This window comes from Aliiroseovarius sp. S253, from assembly GCF_049800855.1.
Lineage (GTDB): Bacteria > Pseudomonadota > Alphaproteobacteria > Rhodobacterales > Rhodobacteraceae > Aliiroseovarius.
The window spans coordinates 861,156-878,058 of the sequence record NZ_JBNAFW010000001.1 but is presented as its reverse complement, the minus strand read 5'-3'; the positions used below and the strand labels follow the sequence as shown (position 1 = coordinate 878,058).

General features: G+C 58.8%; 13 protein-coding genes. 2 read left to right on the top strand and 11 right to left on the bottom strand.

Going from position 1 to position 16,903, the window contains the following annotated elements; translation table 11 throughout:
• Window positions 1-164: 164 nt before the first annotated feature.
• Window positions 165-1,229: a YeeE/YedE thiosulfate transporter family protein gene (locus ACP15F_RS04355; protein ID WP_424939610.1), complete on the top strand. Its 1,065-nt coding sequence runs from the start codon at window positions 165-167 to the stop codon at window positions 1,227-1,229.
• Here ACP15F_RS04355 and ACP15F_RS04350 read toward each other — a convergent pair.
• The 10 genes from ACP15F_RS04350 to ACP15F_RS04305 all read right to left on the bottom strand — a co-directional run bounded on the left by ACP15F_RS04350 (window position 1,162) and on the right by ACP15F_RS04305 (window position 13,453).
• Window positions 1,162-2,448 (bottom strand): DUF3422 family protein, encoded by a 1,287-nt coding sequence (locus ACP15F_RS04350; RefSeq protein ID WP_424939609.1) that lies wholly within the window; start codon window positions 2,446-2,448, stop codon window positions 1,162-1,164. The two genes, ACP15F_RS04355 and ACP15F_RS04350, sit on opposite strands and share 68 nt — an antisense overlap.
• A 108-nt stretch (window positions 2,449-2,556) precedes the next feature.
• The gene (gene murD, locus ACP15F_RS04345) at window positions 2,557-3,963 is read right to left on the bottom strand and encodes a UDP-N-acetylmuramoyl-L-alanine--D-glutamate ligase (RefSeq protein ID WP_424939608.1); all 1,407 of its coding nucleotides are present in this window, start codon (window positions 3,961-3,963) and stop codon (window positions 2,557-2,559) included.
• Between the two features lie 99 nt (window positions 3,964-4,062).
• On the bottom strand, window positions 4,063-5,145 hold the full coding sequence (gene mraY, locus ACP15F_RS04340; RefSeq protein WP_424939607.1) for a phospho-N-acetylmuramoyl-pentapeptide-transferase: 1,083 nt from the start codon (window positions 5,143-5,145) through the stop codon (window positions 4,063-4,065).
• A 20-nt stretch (window positions 5,146-5,165) separates the two neighbouring features.
• Window positions 5,166-6,581, bottom strand: a complete 1,416-nt coding sequence (locus ACP15F_RS04335; RefSeq protein ID WP_424939606.1) for a UDP-N-acetylmuramoyl-tripeptide--D-alanyl-D-alanine ligase — start codon at window positions 6,579-6,581, stop codon at window positions 5,166-5,168.
• Window positions 6,578-8,056 carry a UDP-N-acetylmuramoyl-L-alanyl-D-glutamate--2,6-diaminopimelate ligase gene (locus ACP15F_RS04330; protein WP_424939605.1) on the bottom strand — a complete coding sequence of 493 codons (1,479 nt, stop codon included), beginning with the start codon at window positions 8,054-8,056 and terminating at the stop codon, window positions 6,578-6,580. Before ACP15F_RS04330 ends, ACP15F_RS04335 begins: the two co-directional genes overlap by 4 nt.
• Window positions 8,057-8,087: 31 nt before the next feature.
• The gene (locus ACP15F_RS04325; RefSeq protein ID WP_424939604.1) at window positions 8,088-9,893 is read right to left on the bottom strand and encodes a peptidoglycan D,D-transpeptidase FtsI family protein; all 1,806 of its coding nucleotides are present in this window, start codon (window positions 9,891-9,893) and stop codon (window positions 8,088-8,090) included.
• Window positions 9,890-10,231, bottom strand: coding sequence for a cell division protein FtsL (gene ftsL, locus ACP15F_RS04320; protein ID WP_424939603.1), 342 nt, complete (start codon window positions 10,229-10,231; stop codon window positions 9,890-9,892). The genes ACP15F_RS04325 and ftsL overlap by 4 nt, the downstream gene beginning before the upstream one ends.
• The gene (rsmH, locus tag ACP15F_RS04315) at window positions 10,231-11,229 is read right to left on the bottom strand and encodes a 16S rRNA (cytosine(1402)-N(4))-methyltransferase RsmH (protein ID WP_424939602.1); all 999 of its coding nucleotides are present in this window, start codon (window positions 11,227-11,229) and stop codon (window positions 10,231-10,233) included. The genes ftsL and rsmH overlap by 1 nt, the downstream gene beginning before the upstream one ends.
• Before the next feature lies 1 nt (window position 11,230).
• Window positions 11,231-11,734, bottom strand: a complete 504-nt coding sequence (gene mraZ, locus ACP15F_RS04310) for a division/cell wall cluster transcriptional repressor MraZ (protein ID WP_424939601.1) — start codon at window positions 11,732-11,734, stop codon at window positions 11,231-11,233.
• 645 nt (window positions 11,735-12,379) lie between these two features.
• On the bottom strand, window positions 12,380-13,453 hold the full coding sequence (locus tag ACP15F_RS04305) for an Mrp/NBP35 family ATP-binding protein (RefSeq protein WP_424939600.1): 1,074 nt from the start codon (window positions 13,451-13,453) through the stop codon (window positions 12,380-12,382).
• 430 nt (window positions 13,454-13,883) lie between these two features.
• Here ACP15F_RS04305 and ACP15F_RS04300 point away from each other — a divergent pair, with 430 nt between their 5' ends.
• The gene (locus tag ACP15F_RS04300) at window positions 13,884-14,099 is read left to right on the top strand and encodes a DUF1127 domain-containing protein (protein WP_424939599.1); all 216 of its coding nucleotides are present in this window, start codon (window positions 13,884-13,886) and stop codon (window positions 14,097-14,099) included.
• 353 nt (window positions 14,100-14,452) lie between these two features.
• Here ACP15F_RS04300 and ACP15F_RS04295 read toward each other — a convergent pair whose 3' ends face one another.
• The gene (locus ACP15F_RS04295; protein WP_424940939.1) at window positions 14,453-16,771 is read right to left on the bottom strand and encodes an ATP-dependent helicase; all 2,319 of its coding nucleotides are present in this window, start codon (window positions 16,769-16,771) and stop codon (window positions 14,453-14,455) included.
• Between the last annotated feature and the right edge of the window lie 132 nt (window positions 16,772-16,903).

The window sequence follows — 16,903 nt, the reverse complement described above, 5'->3', positions numbered from 1 at the left end:
GTCCGTCTTACCGCTGAGCGCGTCACGATAGGTCAATCGTCCTATCGCCCCCAAAGAATCGGAAATTATTCCCACCACAACACCAATTCAAAGCCGCTACAACGCTTGCGCAACGCAATCACTCGCGCCAGATGGAACATATTCCCAAATGCGGAGACGTGAAGATGTTTGAGACCTTTGGCTTTGAGACCCTGACACCACGCACTGCCTCGATTCTGTTCGGGCTAGGCCTTGGTGCGGCTTTTGGCATTCTGGCCGAGATCACTCGCTTTTGTCTTCGCCGTGGAGTGATCGGTGCGGGCATTGAAGGTCGTCAGGCGCTGGCCGTTTGGCTGACTGCTTTGGCTGTCGCCGTGATCGGAACGCAAGGCGCGGTTTGGGCGGGCTGGATCAGTTTCGCAGACCATCGTTTTCACGCCCCGACCCTTCCGATCCTGTCGCTTGTCGTAGGTGGCCTGATGTTCGGAGCCGGAATGGTTCTGACGCGCGGTTGCCTATCACGTCTGGTTGTCCTTGGTTCGTCCGGCAACTTGCGCGCCATCATCGTGCTAGGCGTGGCCGCGCTGGCCGCACTTGCTACCATGAAAGGCGTATTTGCGCCGCTTAGAAACTCCCTGGGGGCGGTTGAAATCGCTGCCCCTTCCCTGCCAGCCCTTGGCGCCTTGTTGCCCCTTGTCTTGGCCGCTGTCTTTGTCGCGCAGGCTCGTCCCAAGCTGCGCGTTCTGGTACCAGCGGCTTTGCTTGGCGCACTGGTGCCCTTGGGCTGGCTGGGAACCGGATTGGTCCTGATGGATGAATTTGACCCCATCGCCGTGGAAAGCCTGTCCTTCACCGCACCTCTGGCGGATACGCTCTTTTGGACCGCTGCTGCCAGCGCCGTCGGCGGCAATTTCGGCACAGGCCTGATCGGAGGCGTCATCTTCGGCGCAGCCCTGTCCGCCCTGATCGCTGGACGCTTTGCATGGCAAGGATTCGAGGGCGCGGGCCAGATGGGTCGCTATCTGTCAGGTGGTGTCCTGATGGGCATGGGCGGCGTGTTGGCTGGAGGCTGCACCGTTGGTGCTGGCCTTTCGGGCGTCGCAACCCTGTCCACGTCGGCAGCCATCGCGCTTTTGGCCATCATCGCAGGCGCTTGGCTGGCCGCCCGTGTCGACGCACGCGTCAGTGGCCAAGTGACTTCCGAATACGACGTACGGACAGCCACACCAGAAGCACCACAGGCAGTGTAAGCAACGCCGTCAGCGTCCCTTTGGACATATTCAGCGCACCTGCCAGCGGGTAGAACAGATACCCTGCCAGCGACACCGCGTAATAGCTGATCGCGACGACGGACAGCCCTTCGACCGTTTCCTGCAGTCGTAGCTGCACCTTGGCACGGGCATCCATGCTTTCCAGAAGTGCCTGGTTCTGCTCGGCGCGCTCGACATCGACGCGGGTGCGCAACAGCTCGCCTGCGCGGGCAGCGCGGGCCGCCATGGTATCAAGCTGCGTCGCGGCACTTTTCGTCGTGCGCATCGCGGGATCATAGCGGCGCATCATGAACTCGCTCAATGTCTGACGGCCGCGGAACCGCTCTTCTCGAAGCGCACCAATGCGCTGATTCAAAATGGCCTCATAGGCGCGCGTGGCCCCCATTCGGAACGAGGTCGACGCCATCAGCTCTTCTAGATCGGCCGAGATGGACAGCAGCTCGCTGAGCGTTGCCTCGGCGGGTTCATCACCACGTTTCATCGCCCCAACCAAATGGGTCAGTTCGCCATCCACGTTGCGCAGCTGACGATGAATATCGCGCGCCACCGGGAAGCCCAGCATCGACATGGTCTTGTAGGTCTCGATCTCGCATAGGCGCTGCACGATCCGGCCAATTCGTCGTTTGCCGGTTCCTTCAGAAATGAAAGCCACAAACCGCATATGGCCCGCGGGATCGATGCGGAAATCGCCTGCCACCATCGCGGCCCGATCCAGCACCCAAGTCGAGGCAATGCTTTCCGACACGAACCATTCGCGCACCAGCTTGTCCATTTCCTTTTCCGTACCCGGCATTTGCTGCACTCGGATATGGGCCGAGGTGATGCGATCTCCGGGTGCCTTGGCCAGCCAATCATCTGGGAAGACATCAAAGGCTGCCGGGTCAAACGCTCGCGACGATATCCCGTCACTAAAGACCGTGTAGCTAACGAACTCGTTATGTTGTTCCCATTTCAGATGATATCGGCCGATTTCGCCAAAATAGTGGTTGGACCCGGGGCTGGGGTGCGGCGCACCAAACCGATCCAGAAGCGCAATCAGATGCTGGCGATCCGCCTCGCGATCCCGATTTGCCGCGTTATCAGGACGTTTAATAGCCAGATAGACCGCCGTCCCCGGCGCGCAAAGCGCGGGCGACGGACGGGCGTGCAGCTCGTTCGCAAGGTCATAACGGCCCGGATGGTCGGTCAAATTCATCATGCGCGTGTCTCCTTAGCGCAAAGTCGTAACAGAGACGCGACACATTGCAACCCCTTAATAACAAGGGGTTTTTGAGTCTTTTAGCATACCGCGGAATACAGATACCGCTCACATATCCTGAAGGAGGTCCTGAACCAGACGGGTGAAATCCTCGCCCCGCTTTTCGAAATCCGGATACTGGTCGAAACTGGCGGCAGCGGGGGCCAGCAGCACTGTGTCGCCGGATTGGGCGTCCTTAGCTGCAGCCGTAACCGCGTTTTCCATCGTCTCGCAGATCTCGTAGGGGACGTCGCCAAGTTGCAGGGCAAACTCGCGCGCCGAATGACCGATCAGATAGGCTTTGCTCACGTTGCCAAGCGCATCGGCCAGATCTTCGATCCCACCATCTTTGCCCAAACCACCCGCAATCCAGCGGATGTTGTCGAACGCCCCAAGGGCGGCACGAGCGCTGTCCACATTGGTGGCTTTACTGTCATTTACAAAAGCAACGCCGTCTTTCTCGCCCACCAGCTGGGAACGATGGGGAAGCCCTTTGAAGGCGTGGAACGCAGCTTCGATCACCTTAGGCGCCAGCCCGATGGATCGGCAGACCGCATAGGCCGCGCAGGCGTTCTGATGATTGTGGCTGCCGGGCAAGCCTTTGATGGCGCGCAGATCGACCGAAGCGATTTGACGCCCCTTACGGTATTCTGACAGGAATCCTTTGCGTGCAAAGACCTGCCAGCCGGGGCCAGTAAGCTTACGATCAACCGAGATACGGATCACGCGGTCATCCACTGCGCCTTCGGACAGTTGCCCCGCCAGATAGGCGCCTTCAGCCTCGTCCACACCGATAACGGCGCGATCGGGCCCACCTTCAGCAAACAGGCGTCTCTTGGCTGCAAAATATCCCCCCATGCCGCCGTGACGATCCAAATGATCGGGCGACAGGTTGGTGAACACCGCGATATCCGGCGTCAGCGAACGGGCCAGATCGGTTTGATAGCTCGACAGTTCCAGAACCACCACTTCACCATCATGGGCGGGATCGATGTCTAAAACACCACGCCCAATATTGCCAGCCAGCTGGGTGGGCTTACCAGCATGTTCCAGCACGTGATGGATCAGGGCCGAGGTGGTGGATTTCCCATTTGATCCCGTCACCGCAACGATGCGCGGCAGGGTGTCGAAATTGTCCCATTCTTGATCGGCAAAGCTGCGGAAAAAGAGGCCAATGTCGTTGTCGACCGGCACGCCTGCCTCCATCGCACGCGCGATCAGCTTGTTGGGTTCGGGATAAAGATGTGGAATGCCCGGGCTGACGATCAACGCCGCGACATCTTCCCACGCATTGCCCTTGTTCAGGTCATGCAGGATCAGCCCCTGCCCTTCGGCGCGCTCGCGGGCCTCTTGGCCATCATCCCAGCACAGCGCCTCGGCCCCGCCCGCTTCCAGCGCATGGGCCGTCGCAAGGCCTGAGCGCCCAAGCCCCAGAACTGCAACCTTGCGCCCTTCGTAACCTTTCGCAGGGATCATGCGAGCCTCCTATCCGTCTTGAAACATCGCTAAAGGGTTTGACCAAAAAACAAAAGCCCCACCGAATGGGCGGGGCGTTTAGAAAGTCTTTGGTGGCACTTAGCGTACCTTCAGTGTCGCCAGACCGATCAGGGCCAAGATCAGAGAAATGATCCAAAAGCGGATCACAATCTGCGGCTCTTGCCAGCCTTTATGTTCAAAGTGGTGATGGATCGGCGCCATCAGGAAGACGCGCTTGCCGGTCTTCTTATAGTACAGCACCTGAATGATAACCGAGAGTGCCTCGACCACGAAAAGCCCGCCCACGATGGCCAGCACGATCTCGTGTTTTGTGGCGACCGCGATAGCCCCCAGAGCCCCGCCAAGGGCCAGCGAACCAGTGTCGCCCATGAACACAGCTGCGGGCGGCGCGTTGTACCATAGAAAGCCCAAGCCCCCGCCGATCAAGGCCGAGGTAAAGACGAACAGTTCCCCGGTTCCGGGCACGTAATGCACGTCCAGATATTCGGTGAAGTCGACACGGCCCACCGCATAGGCGATCACGCCCAACGTACCTGCTGCGATCATCACCGGCATGATGGCCAACCCGTCCAACCCGTCCGTCAGGTTCACCGCGTTGGCGGACCCGACGATTACGATCATCACGAAGGGGATGAAGACATAGCTCATGTTCAGAAGTGTGTCTTTGAAGACCGGAAACGCCAGTTGATACTGAAGCGCTTCTGGATGCACACTTGAGGCCCAGACGCCTGCAATTCCTGCAATTGCCAGCCCAATGCCCAGCCTGATCTTGCCTGATACACCTGCGGTATTGTTCTTTGATACCTTTGCATAATCGTCTGCAAAGCCAATCAAACCAAAGCCATAGGTCACGAACAGCGTGATCCACACATAATGATTATCAAGGCGCGCCCACATCAGCGTGGCCACCAGCAATGCTGACAGGATCAGCAGACCGCCCATGGTCGGGGTACCCTGCTTTTCCTTATGGCTTTCGGGGCCGTCTTCGCGAATTGGCTGCCCCTTACCTTGCTTGCGGCGCAGGATGTTGATCAATGGTTGACCAAACATGAAGCCGAAAATCAGCGCGGTAAAGAATGCCCCGCCCGAGCGGAAGGTGATGTAGCGAAACAGGTTGAAAAAATCGCCACCATCCGAGAACTCGGTCAACCAATACAACATAAAGAGGGCCCTTTTGCTTATTAACCTTGCGCTTGGCTCATTTTGCGGATCGCGTCAACAGCTTTGGACACAAGCGACCCTTTGGAGCCTTTGACCAGAACCACATCGCCTGCGTCGATTAGTTTATGAACCTGAGCAGCCATTTGATCTGCAGTTTCTGTGTAAGTCCCTTGCTGGTCGCCTGATAGACGATCCCACAAAGATTTCATCAATGGCCCGGAACAATGGACGACGTCGATGTCGGCCAGAAAGGACAGATCCGCGATGCCGGCGTGTAGTGCAGCCTCATCTGGCCCCAGCTCTAGCATATCGCCCAGAATGGCCATTCGCCGCCCCTTGTGGATCGCGCCGACGCCATCCACAGGGGTCATCGTTGCCAATACTTCAAGCGATGCTGCCATCGAGGTCGGGTTGGCGTTGAACGCATCATCGATCAGCGTCAGGGTCAGCCCTTCGGGGGCATCCAGCAGGATCTCTTCCCGTGTCCCACGTCCCACTGGGGGCTGCCAAAGCGTCATATCGCGGGCTGCTAACGTCTCGTCCGCGCCAAGCGCACGTACCGCAACCAAAACGGCCAGTGCATTGCTTGCAAAGTGGCGGCCCGCAGTTGCGATTTTAAACATCTGCTCCTGCCTGGCGACCATAGCTTTGCAGATCGTTGCGTCCGGTGTCAGCGACACATGGGTCAGGTGATGATCGTTGCCTGCATCCGCGCCAAAGCTTTGTGTCTCGACCCCCTCTGCGGCCGTGCGCAGCACAGGGGTCGTGTCCAGATCGCCATTGATGATCGCAATCCCATTGGGCTCCAACCCTTTGAAGATAGAACCCTTTTCGCGTGCAATACCGTTCAAGTCGTCAAACGCCTCGAGATGTGCTGCCGCCACTGTTGTAACCATCGCAACATGGGGGCGGGCCATGCAGGCCAGCGGTTCGATCTCGCCGGGGTTGCTCATGCCGATCTCGATCACGGCGAACTCGGTGTCTTCCGGCATCCGCGCCAAGGTCAGAGGCACACCCCAGTGGTTGTTGTAACTTGCCTCGGCGGCATGGGTTTTGCCCTGACGCTCCAAAACAGCCCGCAGCATTTCCTTGGTCGAGGTTTTGCCAACCGATCCAGTCACTGCCACGACACGCGCTTTGGTGCGGGCACGGGCCGCGCGTCCGAGGTCTTCCAGTGCGGACAGAACGTCGTCAACGATCAAAAGCGGAGCGTCTGATGAAACACCGTCCGGCACGTGGCTGACCAGCGCCGCACCCGCACCCTTCTCAAGCGCCTGCGCCACAAACTCATGCCCATCGCGCGCGGCTTTCAGAGCAACGAATAGATCGCCAGCTTCGATGGTGCGGGTGTCGATCGAGACTCCGGACACGGACCAGGTGCCGTGTGCTTCGCCGCCAGTGGCAGCGGCGGCTTCTTTAGCTGTCCAGAGGCTCATGCCAGTCGTCCTTCCAAGGCAGCCACCGCGACCGAGGCTTGTTCCACATCATCGAAGGGCAGCACATCATTGCCAACGGTCTGGCCGGTTTCATGCCCCTTGCCAGCAATCAACAGCGTGTCGCCCGGTCCCAGCGCATCTACGCCGCGCAGAATGGCTTCAGCCCGGTCGCCGACATTCACCGCTTCGGGACAACCCTCCATCACCATCGCGCGGATCAGCGCCGGATCTTCCGTGCGCGGGTTGTCATCAGTCAAAAAAACCACATCTGCGTTTTCGGCCGCTGCTTGCCCCATCAAAATACGTTTCGAGGTATCGCGGTCTCCGCCCGCGCCAAACACGACGACAAGCCGGCCTAGCACATGCGGGCGCATAGCACGCAACGCAGTTTTCAGGGCATCCGGTGTGTGAGCATAGTCCACAAACACCGCAGCCCCGTTTTCACGGGTCGCGGCGTGCTGCATCCGGCCACGCACGGTTTCCAGATCCTTGAACGTCTCGAACACATGTTCGGGCTCGGCACCGCAACCAATGGCCAGCCCGGCGGCGGCCAGTACATTTTCCGCTTGAAAGCCGCCGATCAGGTTCAGCCGCGCGGTGAAGGGTTTGTCCAGCCAAGTGAACATCAGCTCTTGCCCTGTGGCATCATAGCGGCGCGCCTTAAGCTGCAACTCGCAGCCCTCGCTCTGGCCCACGCGGATCAGCTTTTGACCGCGCGCCTCGGCGATGGTCGCCATTTCGGAGCCCTTCGGATCATCCATATTGATCACCGCAGTGCCACCTTCAGGCAGGACGCGGGCAAAGAGGCCTGCTTTGGCTGCGAAGTATTCGTCGAACGTCTCGTGATAGTCCAAATGGTCTTGCGTGAAGTTGGTAAAGGCCGCCGCCATCAGGCGCACCCCGTCCAAGCGCCGCTGTGCCAACCCGTGCGAGGAAGCCTCCATCGCGGCATGGGTCACGCCCGCACCCGCCATATCAGCAAGTACTTTGTGCAAGGTAATTGGCTCGGGCGTCGTATGCGATAGGGGCGCGGCAAATGCGCCTTCCACACCTGTAGTTCCCAGATTGGCAGCTTTGATCCCCAGCAGGGTCCAGATTTGACGCGTGAAGCTGGCGACCGAGGTCTTCCCGTTCGTTCCGGTCGCCGCGACCATATGCTCGGGCTGCACGCCGAACCAAAGCGCCGCGGCATAAGCCAAAGCCATGCGTGGATCTTCGGTAACGACAAGCGCCGCATCGGACGCGGCCAACTCTGCCTCTGCAATGCGCGCACCTTCGGGGTCAGTAAGGATCGCCCCTGCCCCCATTCGTAGTGCGTATTGGATGAACTCGCCGCCATGCAGCTTTGCGCCTGGAAGAGCGGCAAACAAATGACCGGGTTTGACCATACGACTGTCCACTGACAGCCCCGACACCTGCGCATCACGTCCAGCCCGGGCGCTGAGCCCCAGTTCACCTAGGGATTTCGTTACCATCTCAGCACCCATCTGTTTGCAATCCGCCTTGTCAGTTCGACGTGAGTGTTACCCCAGTTGCAGCCAAAGGTTCAACGTGGGTTTCACGTGGCTTCATGCCCAAAAGCGGAGCCACGCGTTCAATGATCGTCGCAGCGACCGGAACGGCAGTCCAGCCAGCAGTACGGCGCGGCTTGGTGCCCGAGGTCTCGACCGGTTCGTCCAGCGTAACGATCAGTACGTATTTCGGATTGTCGGTCGGGAACATGCTGGCGAAGGTGTTGATCACCTTATCATCATAGTACCCGCCGCGCGGTTTGGGCTTGTCTGCGGTGCCAGTCTTGCCGCCCACCAGATAGCCCTCGACCTCGCCAAAGCTGGCGGTGCCTTCGGTGACAACCTTGCGCAGCATGTCGCGCGCGGCGGCAGCCGAGGCCGCGCTCATCACGCGCGCACCGCGCTCGACGTGGTGCTGTTTCAACACTGTCGGCTTTACAGCAAAGCCGCCATTGGCGATCGACGCATAGGCCGCTGCCAGATGCATGGGTGAGTTTGAAATACCGTGGCCATAGGAAATCGTGACCGAGCTGAGTTTGCCCCATTTTTGCGGCACAAGCGGAGTCGATCCGGTGGCTTCGACGATTTCAAAAGGGGTACGATCCAAAAGCCCGAGGGTCTTCAGGAACTCTTGCTGGCGCTCGGACCCGATCTGAAGCGCCATGCGCCCTGTCCCCCGGTTCGAGCTTTTGACGATGATGTCAGACACGGACAGCTCGCCATAGTTCTTGTTACGAAACTCGCCAATGCGGAAGCCGGAAATTTTCATCGGCACGCCGGTGTCGATCACCGTGTTCGGGTTCACCAGACCCAGATCCATCGCCTGAATGGCGGTGAAAATCTTGAAGGTCGAGCCGAGTTCATAGACCCCCTGCACCGCGCGGTTGAACAGAGGGCTGTCGGACTGGTCCTTGCCTTTGTCAGCCACCGTCAACGGACGAGGGCGATTGTTCGGGTCGAAATCCGGCAAAGACGCGACCGAAATCACCTCGCCCGTGTGAACATCCATCAGGATCGCAGCCGCGCCCTTGGCGTTCATCATTTTCATGCCGCCATAGAGCACCCGCTCGACCGCGTCCTGAATGGTCAAGTCGATAGACAATTCCAGAGGTGTGCCGCCGTTGGCGGGATTGCGCAGGAAATCGTCAAACTGCTTCTCTACGCCAGCAACGCCAATCACCTCGGCTGCAGACACGCCTTCGCGGCCAAAGCTCGCCCCGCCCAACACGTGTGCGGCCAGCTTACCATTCGGATAAAGGCGCATCTCTCGCGGACCGAACAGAAGACCCGGTTCGCCAATATCGAACACTGCCTGCTTCTGCTCGGGGCTAATTTTCTTCTTGATCCACAAGAACTTGCGCGAACCGGTAAAATCCTTGATCAGACGCTCACGCTTCAGATCCGGGAAGATGCGCACCAACTCGTCGGCAGCGCGTTCGGGGTCCACCATCTGATGCGGCTGAGCATAAAGCGCATGGGTCACAAGGTTCGTCGCCAGAATGCGACCTTGCCGGTCCAGAATGTCCGCACGAGCCGTCGCAATCGAAGCACCAGTAGCTTGCGCCCGCGGCTCTTGCGCCTCGGACGCGGACAGGGTTGCCATGCGCACCCCGACGGTCGCAAAGGCACACAGGAAGAACCCGGCAAGCACCAAAAGCCGCCCTTCCGAGCGCAGCCGCGATTCATTGCGGATCTGGTCATGGCGATGGCGCAGGTTCTCGCGCTCGATCACATCGGGATTTTCGCCCTTGGCGCGGGCCTCAAGAATACGGGCAAGTGGGCGGAGAGGAACACGTGTCATTGCTCGATCTCCCCGATCACATCCACAGCGCCGGTAATTTCGGGCAGGTCACCTTTGTCAAAGGCGATCTGATCGACGCGGCCAAACTGGCCCGGCTCAAGCACGTTCAGCTCCAGTTTGTCATAGTTCATCCGGGCCAGATCCCGCAGGCGATCTGGGCGGTTCAAATAAGCCCATTCAGCGCGCAGCACCGCCAGCTCTTCTTGCATGCGGCCGATTTCGCCCTGAAGGGTGTGCGAACGATCAAGCGAAGCTTGCGTCTTGTAGTTCTCGGAATACGCCCAATAGGCCAGCCCCATCACTGCAAGGGCGGAAAGGATATAAAGCAAACTACGCATTACGATCTGTCCTTAAATACCAAGGGCGGCAAACCAAGTTTTTTGCGGTCCGACGGGCCAGCGGGCGCATCCGTGCGGGTGGCCACGCGCAAGCGGGCCGACCGGGCACGCGGGTTTTCTTGCAGCTCTTCTTTGTCCGGCCCAATGGCTTTGCGCGGAGTCAGTTTGAAACGCGGGGTTTCGGCCTGCGCTTCCGGCGCATAACGCGACCCTCCCCCACCCGAGGAGGCACGTGCCTGCAAGAACCGCTTCACAACGCGGTCTTCCATCGAATGGAAGGTCACAACGGCCAGTTTTCCGCCGGGCTTCAATGCCCGCTCAGCGGCCTCAAGCCCTTCAATCAATTGACCAAATTCGTCATTCACTGCGATGCGGATGGCCTGAAAGCTGCGCGTGGCCGGATGGCTTTGTCCGGGCTTGGAACGCGGCAGATTCTTTTCGATCACTCCGGCAAGTTGCAAAGTTGTCTCAAACGGCGCCTCAGCCCGCGCCTTAACAATCGCACGCGCAATCCGGCGCGAGGCCCGCTCTTCCCCGTAGTGATACAGAATATCCGCCAGCGTATCGGCATCCGCTTCGTTCACCAGATCAGCAGCGGTCGGACCAGATTGGCTCATCCGCATGTCCAGCGGGCCGTCTTTCATGAAAGAAAAGCCGCGCTCGGCCAGATCCAGCTGCATCGAGCTGACACCTAGGTCAAGCACCACCCCGTCCAACAGCTTACCGGCCAACTCGTCCATTTCTGAGAATGTGCCTTCACGCAACGCCAGTCGGTCGCCATAGTCAGCTGCCCAGCCCGACGCCATGTCGAACACCATTGGATCGCGGTCAATGCCACAGACCCAGTCCGCTCCGGCGTCTAGCAATCCGCGCGTATAGCCCCCTGCCCCAAAGGTGCCGTCTGCCCAATCACCAGAAACAGGTGCGACCGCTTCTAAAAGCGGCCGAAGAAGGACAGGGATATGGGGACGTTTTTCGGTGGCAGCCGGGTCAGACATCTTATCCATCCCCCTGACTGCCCAACAGGGTCAGCACATCGAAATTATCTGGCTGTTCATCCAGCCACTCTTCGGTCTTGGCGACCTCGACTTCTTCATACGTCTCGGGCTTCCAGATCTGGAAGGTGTCGCCAGTCGCAATAAAGAACGCTTCTTTATCCAGTCCGATTTTCTGGCGCAGCTTGGCAGGCAGTACCAGACGGCCAGTTTCGTCCACAGTTGTGGGGAAGGATTGTCCGTTGAATAGACGCTCCAACATCCGACGCTCCATCGAGCCGCGTGGCATCTGCGCGATCTGGTCATCCACCTCGTCGATCGCTTCGATCGTGTAGGCTTCCAGATAGCTGCGGCGATGATCGCCATATACAATAACAAGATTGGGGTTCAGACCATCGGTCCAATCGGGGTCGCCGGCTTCCAGCACACGGCGAAACAGGGCTGGGATCGAAACCCTGCCCTTTGCGTCCACCTTGTGGTGGCTTTCACCTCTGAACCTACGTGCCACTTGCGCGGCCCCCTTTAATCAACTGTCCCACCAACCCTGACAGGGGCTGGAATTAGAAACGGCGAATTGATCTAGCTGCCACTGACCAATCCGCCGCCTGTCCCGTTTCCGGGTGCCCAGCTGCGCGCGCCACCTGGGGGGATGTCTGCTCGCGTACGCGCCGGATCTCTTTCGTTGATGAAGCGGGGCCTGCATGAAACCTGACTTGGGAGTGTCTGTGAGGTCTTATCGCCTCTTTCTGTCCCGTCCTCATCTTGAATACATGGATAGCTTGGGAATTTATGGGACGCAATAGTTTTTTACGGGATTTCTTGCCCTTAGCCACCAAGAGCTTAGCAAAATCCAGATGCAATCGCAGAAAGACCACATGGATTTCTCGCCATATAGACCACTAACCGCAGAACAACACTATATGTAGCACTGCATGCGCAGAAATCAGCCACTCCCATAAAATCCAACTTTTTTCACACCCACCGCCCTAAATGTCGCCGTGATCCGATTAGATCCAGTATTTTCGCACGGATTCGCCCAGAGAACTCCACCGATCCCATCCTATGCCCATAATTTCCCAAATTACCCAAAAGCGGAATCAAAACGCCCGGTGCGTTAAGCACCGGGCGCTCTTTTATCTATTGTATAGTCGGCTCAGGCGATCCCGCGCGCCACCATATCCTTTGCGAGCTTGGCATAAGCATCGGCCACTGCGCCTTCACCTGCTGCAATTGGCGTGCCTCCATCGCCCGCAAGCCGAACATCCAGCGACAAAGGAATTTCGCCAAGGAACGGTGCGCCGATAGTCGCAGCTTCATCCTTCACCCCGCCATGCCCGAACAAATGCGCTTCATGGCCACAGCTCGGGCACACATATGATGACATGTTTTCAACCAGCCCCAGGATCGGAACCTTGACCTTGTCGAACATGTCGATGGCTTTGCGCGCATCCAAAAGCGCCACATCCTGTGGGGTCGAAACCACGACCGCCCCGCTGATCTGCGCCTTTTGCGCCAAAGTAAGCTGTACATCCCCCGTTCCGGGCGGAAGGTCGATTAGCAACACATCAAGCGGCCCCCAGGACACCTGAAACAGCATTTGCTGCAAAGCACCCATCAGCATAGGTCCGCGCCAGACGACAGCCTCGCGGTCAGATTTCAGCATCAATCCGATGGACATCATCTTGACCCCATGGGCCATGACAGGGGTCAGCATTTCCCCATCCGCGGATCCGGGCCGTTCATTCGTGCCCATCATGCGTGGCTGGGATGGTCCAAGAATGTCAGCATCCAAAAGCCCGACCTTGCGCCCTTGCTTAGCCAAAGCCACTGCAAGGTTGGAACTTAACGTAGACTTCCCGACGCCCCCCTTGCCCGAGGCAATCGCGACAATTGACGCCACACCCGGCACCTGCATCGGGCCCGCTTGTGGCTTGGGGTGCCCGCCAATCTTCAGATTTGGCGCTGGTTTGGCCGGCGCAGATCCATGCGCTGTCAGAATGACCGATACGGTCTCGATCCCCGGCAGATCAGACACGGCAGCCTCGGCAGCGCGACGCTGCGGCTCCAGTCCGGCGGCTTGCTCTGGCGACTGCGCTTCGATCACAAACCGAACCGCGGCCCCGTCGACTGTCAGGGCGCGTACCATGTCTCGCGATACCAGATCGCCTCCATCCGGCAACGCAACCGCCGAAAGCGCGCCCATAATCCTGTCTTTCACGTCCGCCATTGAAGCCTCCTTAATCCTGACCACATTACTTGGTGTCTTTCGACGACGACGCAAGGGGTAAAACACCCCCGTACCGACCAGTCAGCCCGGCCATTTCCCGCTAAAGGAATCTTCTCGAAAGGCGCACAGCCTTAGATCCCGCGATTCAAGTCCAAAACTTCCCCAACGGCACCCAACCCCGCACATCTTTCTGCCGTGCAGCATTATTCATCCTCACACACAGAAATTGCGCCTAAATGCTTATTTTATTAGCACTTCTCACCTATGCATCCAGTGCATGACGGGTTTGTTTGCTCAGGGTATTGTGCACTCGCAGCATTGCCCCCATGTTTGCCTCACAGCGACGACGTTGTCGCTAACAAGATAAGTTTTGCTCAGAGTTACGGGCACCAAATTCGCAGAGATCTGCGATCGAAAGTGAGTAAGTGCAATGGCACATGCATCAGAAATCATCCTGGCCCACGCCAGCCTTGCAGACCGGTTTGTCGCCCTGATCGCCAGCTGGAAAGACGACTACGCCGCACGTCAGGCCTATCGCCAGACCGTAAAGGAACTGAGCAACCTGAGCGATCGCGAGCTGTACGATCTTGGCATCGGCCGCGGATCAATTCGCCTGATTGCGCGGATGGCCGTTTACGGCAACTGAGTTTCTGTCCACCGCCCTCCTCCTCCCTGGCGGTGAACATGAATGGCGGCGAGGTCTTCCTCCTCCCTGATCTCGCCGCCCAAAATCTTCGGACTGTCTTTCCTCCTCCCTGACAGTCCTTGGGCCGCGGTGATGTCTTCCTCCTCCCTGACATCACCGCACCCCCAAATTTCGGGGCGTTCCACCCTCCTCCCAGGAACGAACCGATTTGACGTGGGTCACCTCCTCCCGACCCAGGTCACAGCGCCGGACCTCGCTCCTCCTCCCAGAGGTCCGACCACATAGGAAACGGCGTCGCTCACCTCCTCCCGAGCGGCGCCGTTTTTTTATTCCGGTTCGTCTGATTTTAGCGTTTAGAAGGGGACGTCGCCCGCCTGCGCGGCTGGTACGATGAACTTCGAGACGACTTTCTTAGCACCCGCCTTATCGAACTCGATATCGAGCTTGTCGCCTTCGATCCCCATCACGGTGCCATAGCCGAACTTGGTGTGGAACACGCGATCGCCTTGGGTGAAGGACGACACAGCGGTGGCGTCGATCACAAGGCCCTTTGCTTCGTTGGGGCTGGGTTTTGAGCGCAATGCGCCCTGCGCCTGCATCCGCTTCCAGCCGGGCGAGTTATAGGCGTCCGCACGGCTGGCCTTGTCTTCCAGCGGGGACTGCCCACCGAAATCGCCCGACATGCCACCATAGCCCCCACCATACAGGCCGGGTGCGGTCAGAACTTCAACGTGTTCTTCGGGCAATTCATCAACGAAGCGCGACGGCAACTGCGACTGCCACTGGCCGTAAACGCGTCGGTTGGCCGCGAAGGAAATCGTGCAGACCTCTTCGGCACGCGTAATGCCCACATAGGCCAGCCGTCGTTCTTCCTCGAGCCCCTTCAGCCCGCTTTCATCCATCGAGCGTTGGGACGGAAACAACCCGTCCTCCCACCCCGGCAGGAACACCGCCGGGAACTCCAATCCCTTGGCGCCGTGCAGGGTCATGATGGTGACTTTTTCTTCGGCGTCGTCGGTGTCATTGTCCATAATCAGGCTGACATGCTCCAGAAACCCTTGAAGGTTTTCAAAGTTTTCCAGCGCCTTCACAAGCTCTTTGAGGTTCTCAAGACGTCCCGGAGAATCTGGGTTCTTATCGTTCAGCCACATCTCGGTGTAGCCAGATTCTTCAAGGATCATCTCGGCCAGTTCGATATGGGTGTCAGCCTCGGCGCGCATCTGATTAAACCAACGATCAAGGTTCCCGACCAACTCGGCCAAACCCTTGCCGCCCTTACCCTTGATTGCGCCGCTTTCCACGGCGATCCGCGCACCTTCGACCAGCGAGACGCCATTGGTACGTGCGAGCATTTGGATCGTCTGCACCGCCTTGTCACCCAGTCCACGACGAGGCGTATTTACGATACGCTCGAACGCCAGATCGTCGTCCTGGGACACGGCTAGCCGAAAGTAAGCCATGGCGTCACGGATTTCCAAACGTTCGTAAAACCGAGGGCCGCCGATCACGCGATAAGGCAGGCCGATGGTCAGGAAACGGTCCTCGAACGCGCGCATTTGGTGCGAGGCGCGCACGAGGATGGCCATATCGTCCAGCGATTTCGGGGCCATGCCCCGCGTGCCAGACTGCATCGCCTCGATTTCTTCCCCAACCCAGCGGGCCTCTTCGTCACCGTCCCAATGGCCGATCAGGCGGACCTTTTCGCCGCCCTCAGCCTCGGTCCACAGCTCTTTTCCCAGCCGGTCGGCGTTGCCCGCGATCACGCCAGAGGCGGCCGCCAGAATATGCGCGGTCGAGCGGTAGTTCTGTTCCAACCGGACCACCTTCGCGCCCGGAAAATCCTTTTCAAACCGCAGGATATTGCCCACCTCGGCCCCGCGCCAGCCATAGATCGACTGGTCGTCATCACCTACGCAGCAGATGTTTTTGTGACCTGCTGCTAAGAGCCGTAGCCAGAGATACTGGGCGACGTTCGTATCCTGATACTCGTCCACGAGGATGTAGCGAAACCAGCTTTGATACTTGGTCAGAATGTCGTCGTTCTGTTGGAAAATCGTGACCATGTGCAAAAGAAGATCACCGAAATCACAGGCGTTCAACGTCTTCAGGCGCTCTTGATACTGCGCATAGAGCTCCGGCCCACGACCATTGAAGGCCTGCGCCTCGGAAGACGGCAGCGTTTCCGGCGTCCACGCCCGGTTTTTCCAATTGTCGATCACGCCAGACAACAACCGCGCAGGCCAGCGCTTTTCGTCGATATTGTTGGCGGCAATCAGCTGTTTCATCAGCCGGATCTGGTCGTCCGTGTCCAGAATTGTGAAGTTGGTTTTCAGCCCCACCAGTTCAGCGTGACGACGCAGCAGCTTTACACAGATCGAGTGGAACGTTCCCATCCAAGGCATCCCCTCGACGGTCTGGCCCAACAACCCTGCGACGCGTTCCTTCATCTCGCGCGCAGCCTTGTTGGTAAAGGTTACGGCAAGGATTTCGTTGGTTCGCGCGGACCCGGTGGTCAGCAGATGTGCGATCCGTGTGGTCAGGGCCTTGGTCTTACCCGTCCCCGCACCCGCCAGCATCAGGACAGGCCCGTTCAGCGTCTCGACCGCCTCGCGTTGGGCAGGATTCAAGCCGTCCATATAGGGCGCTGATCGTGCCCCCAAAGCGGCCCCCATCGCCCGCTGCGACAGTGGGACTTGTGGGGGCACTTTGGGCGCACCTGCCCCATCATCGGAATCATCAATCAGATCGTCATTATCAATGCTGCTCATCTGCTCTTCTTAGCAACGCCATCGCCACAGGGGAAG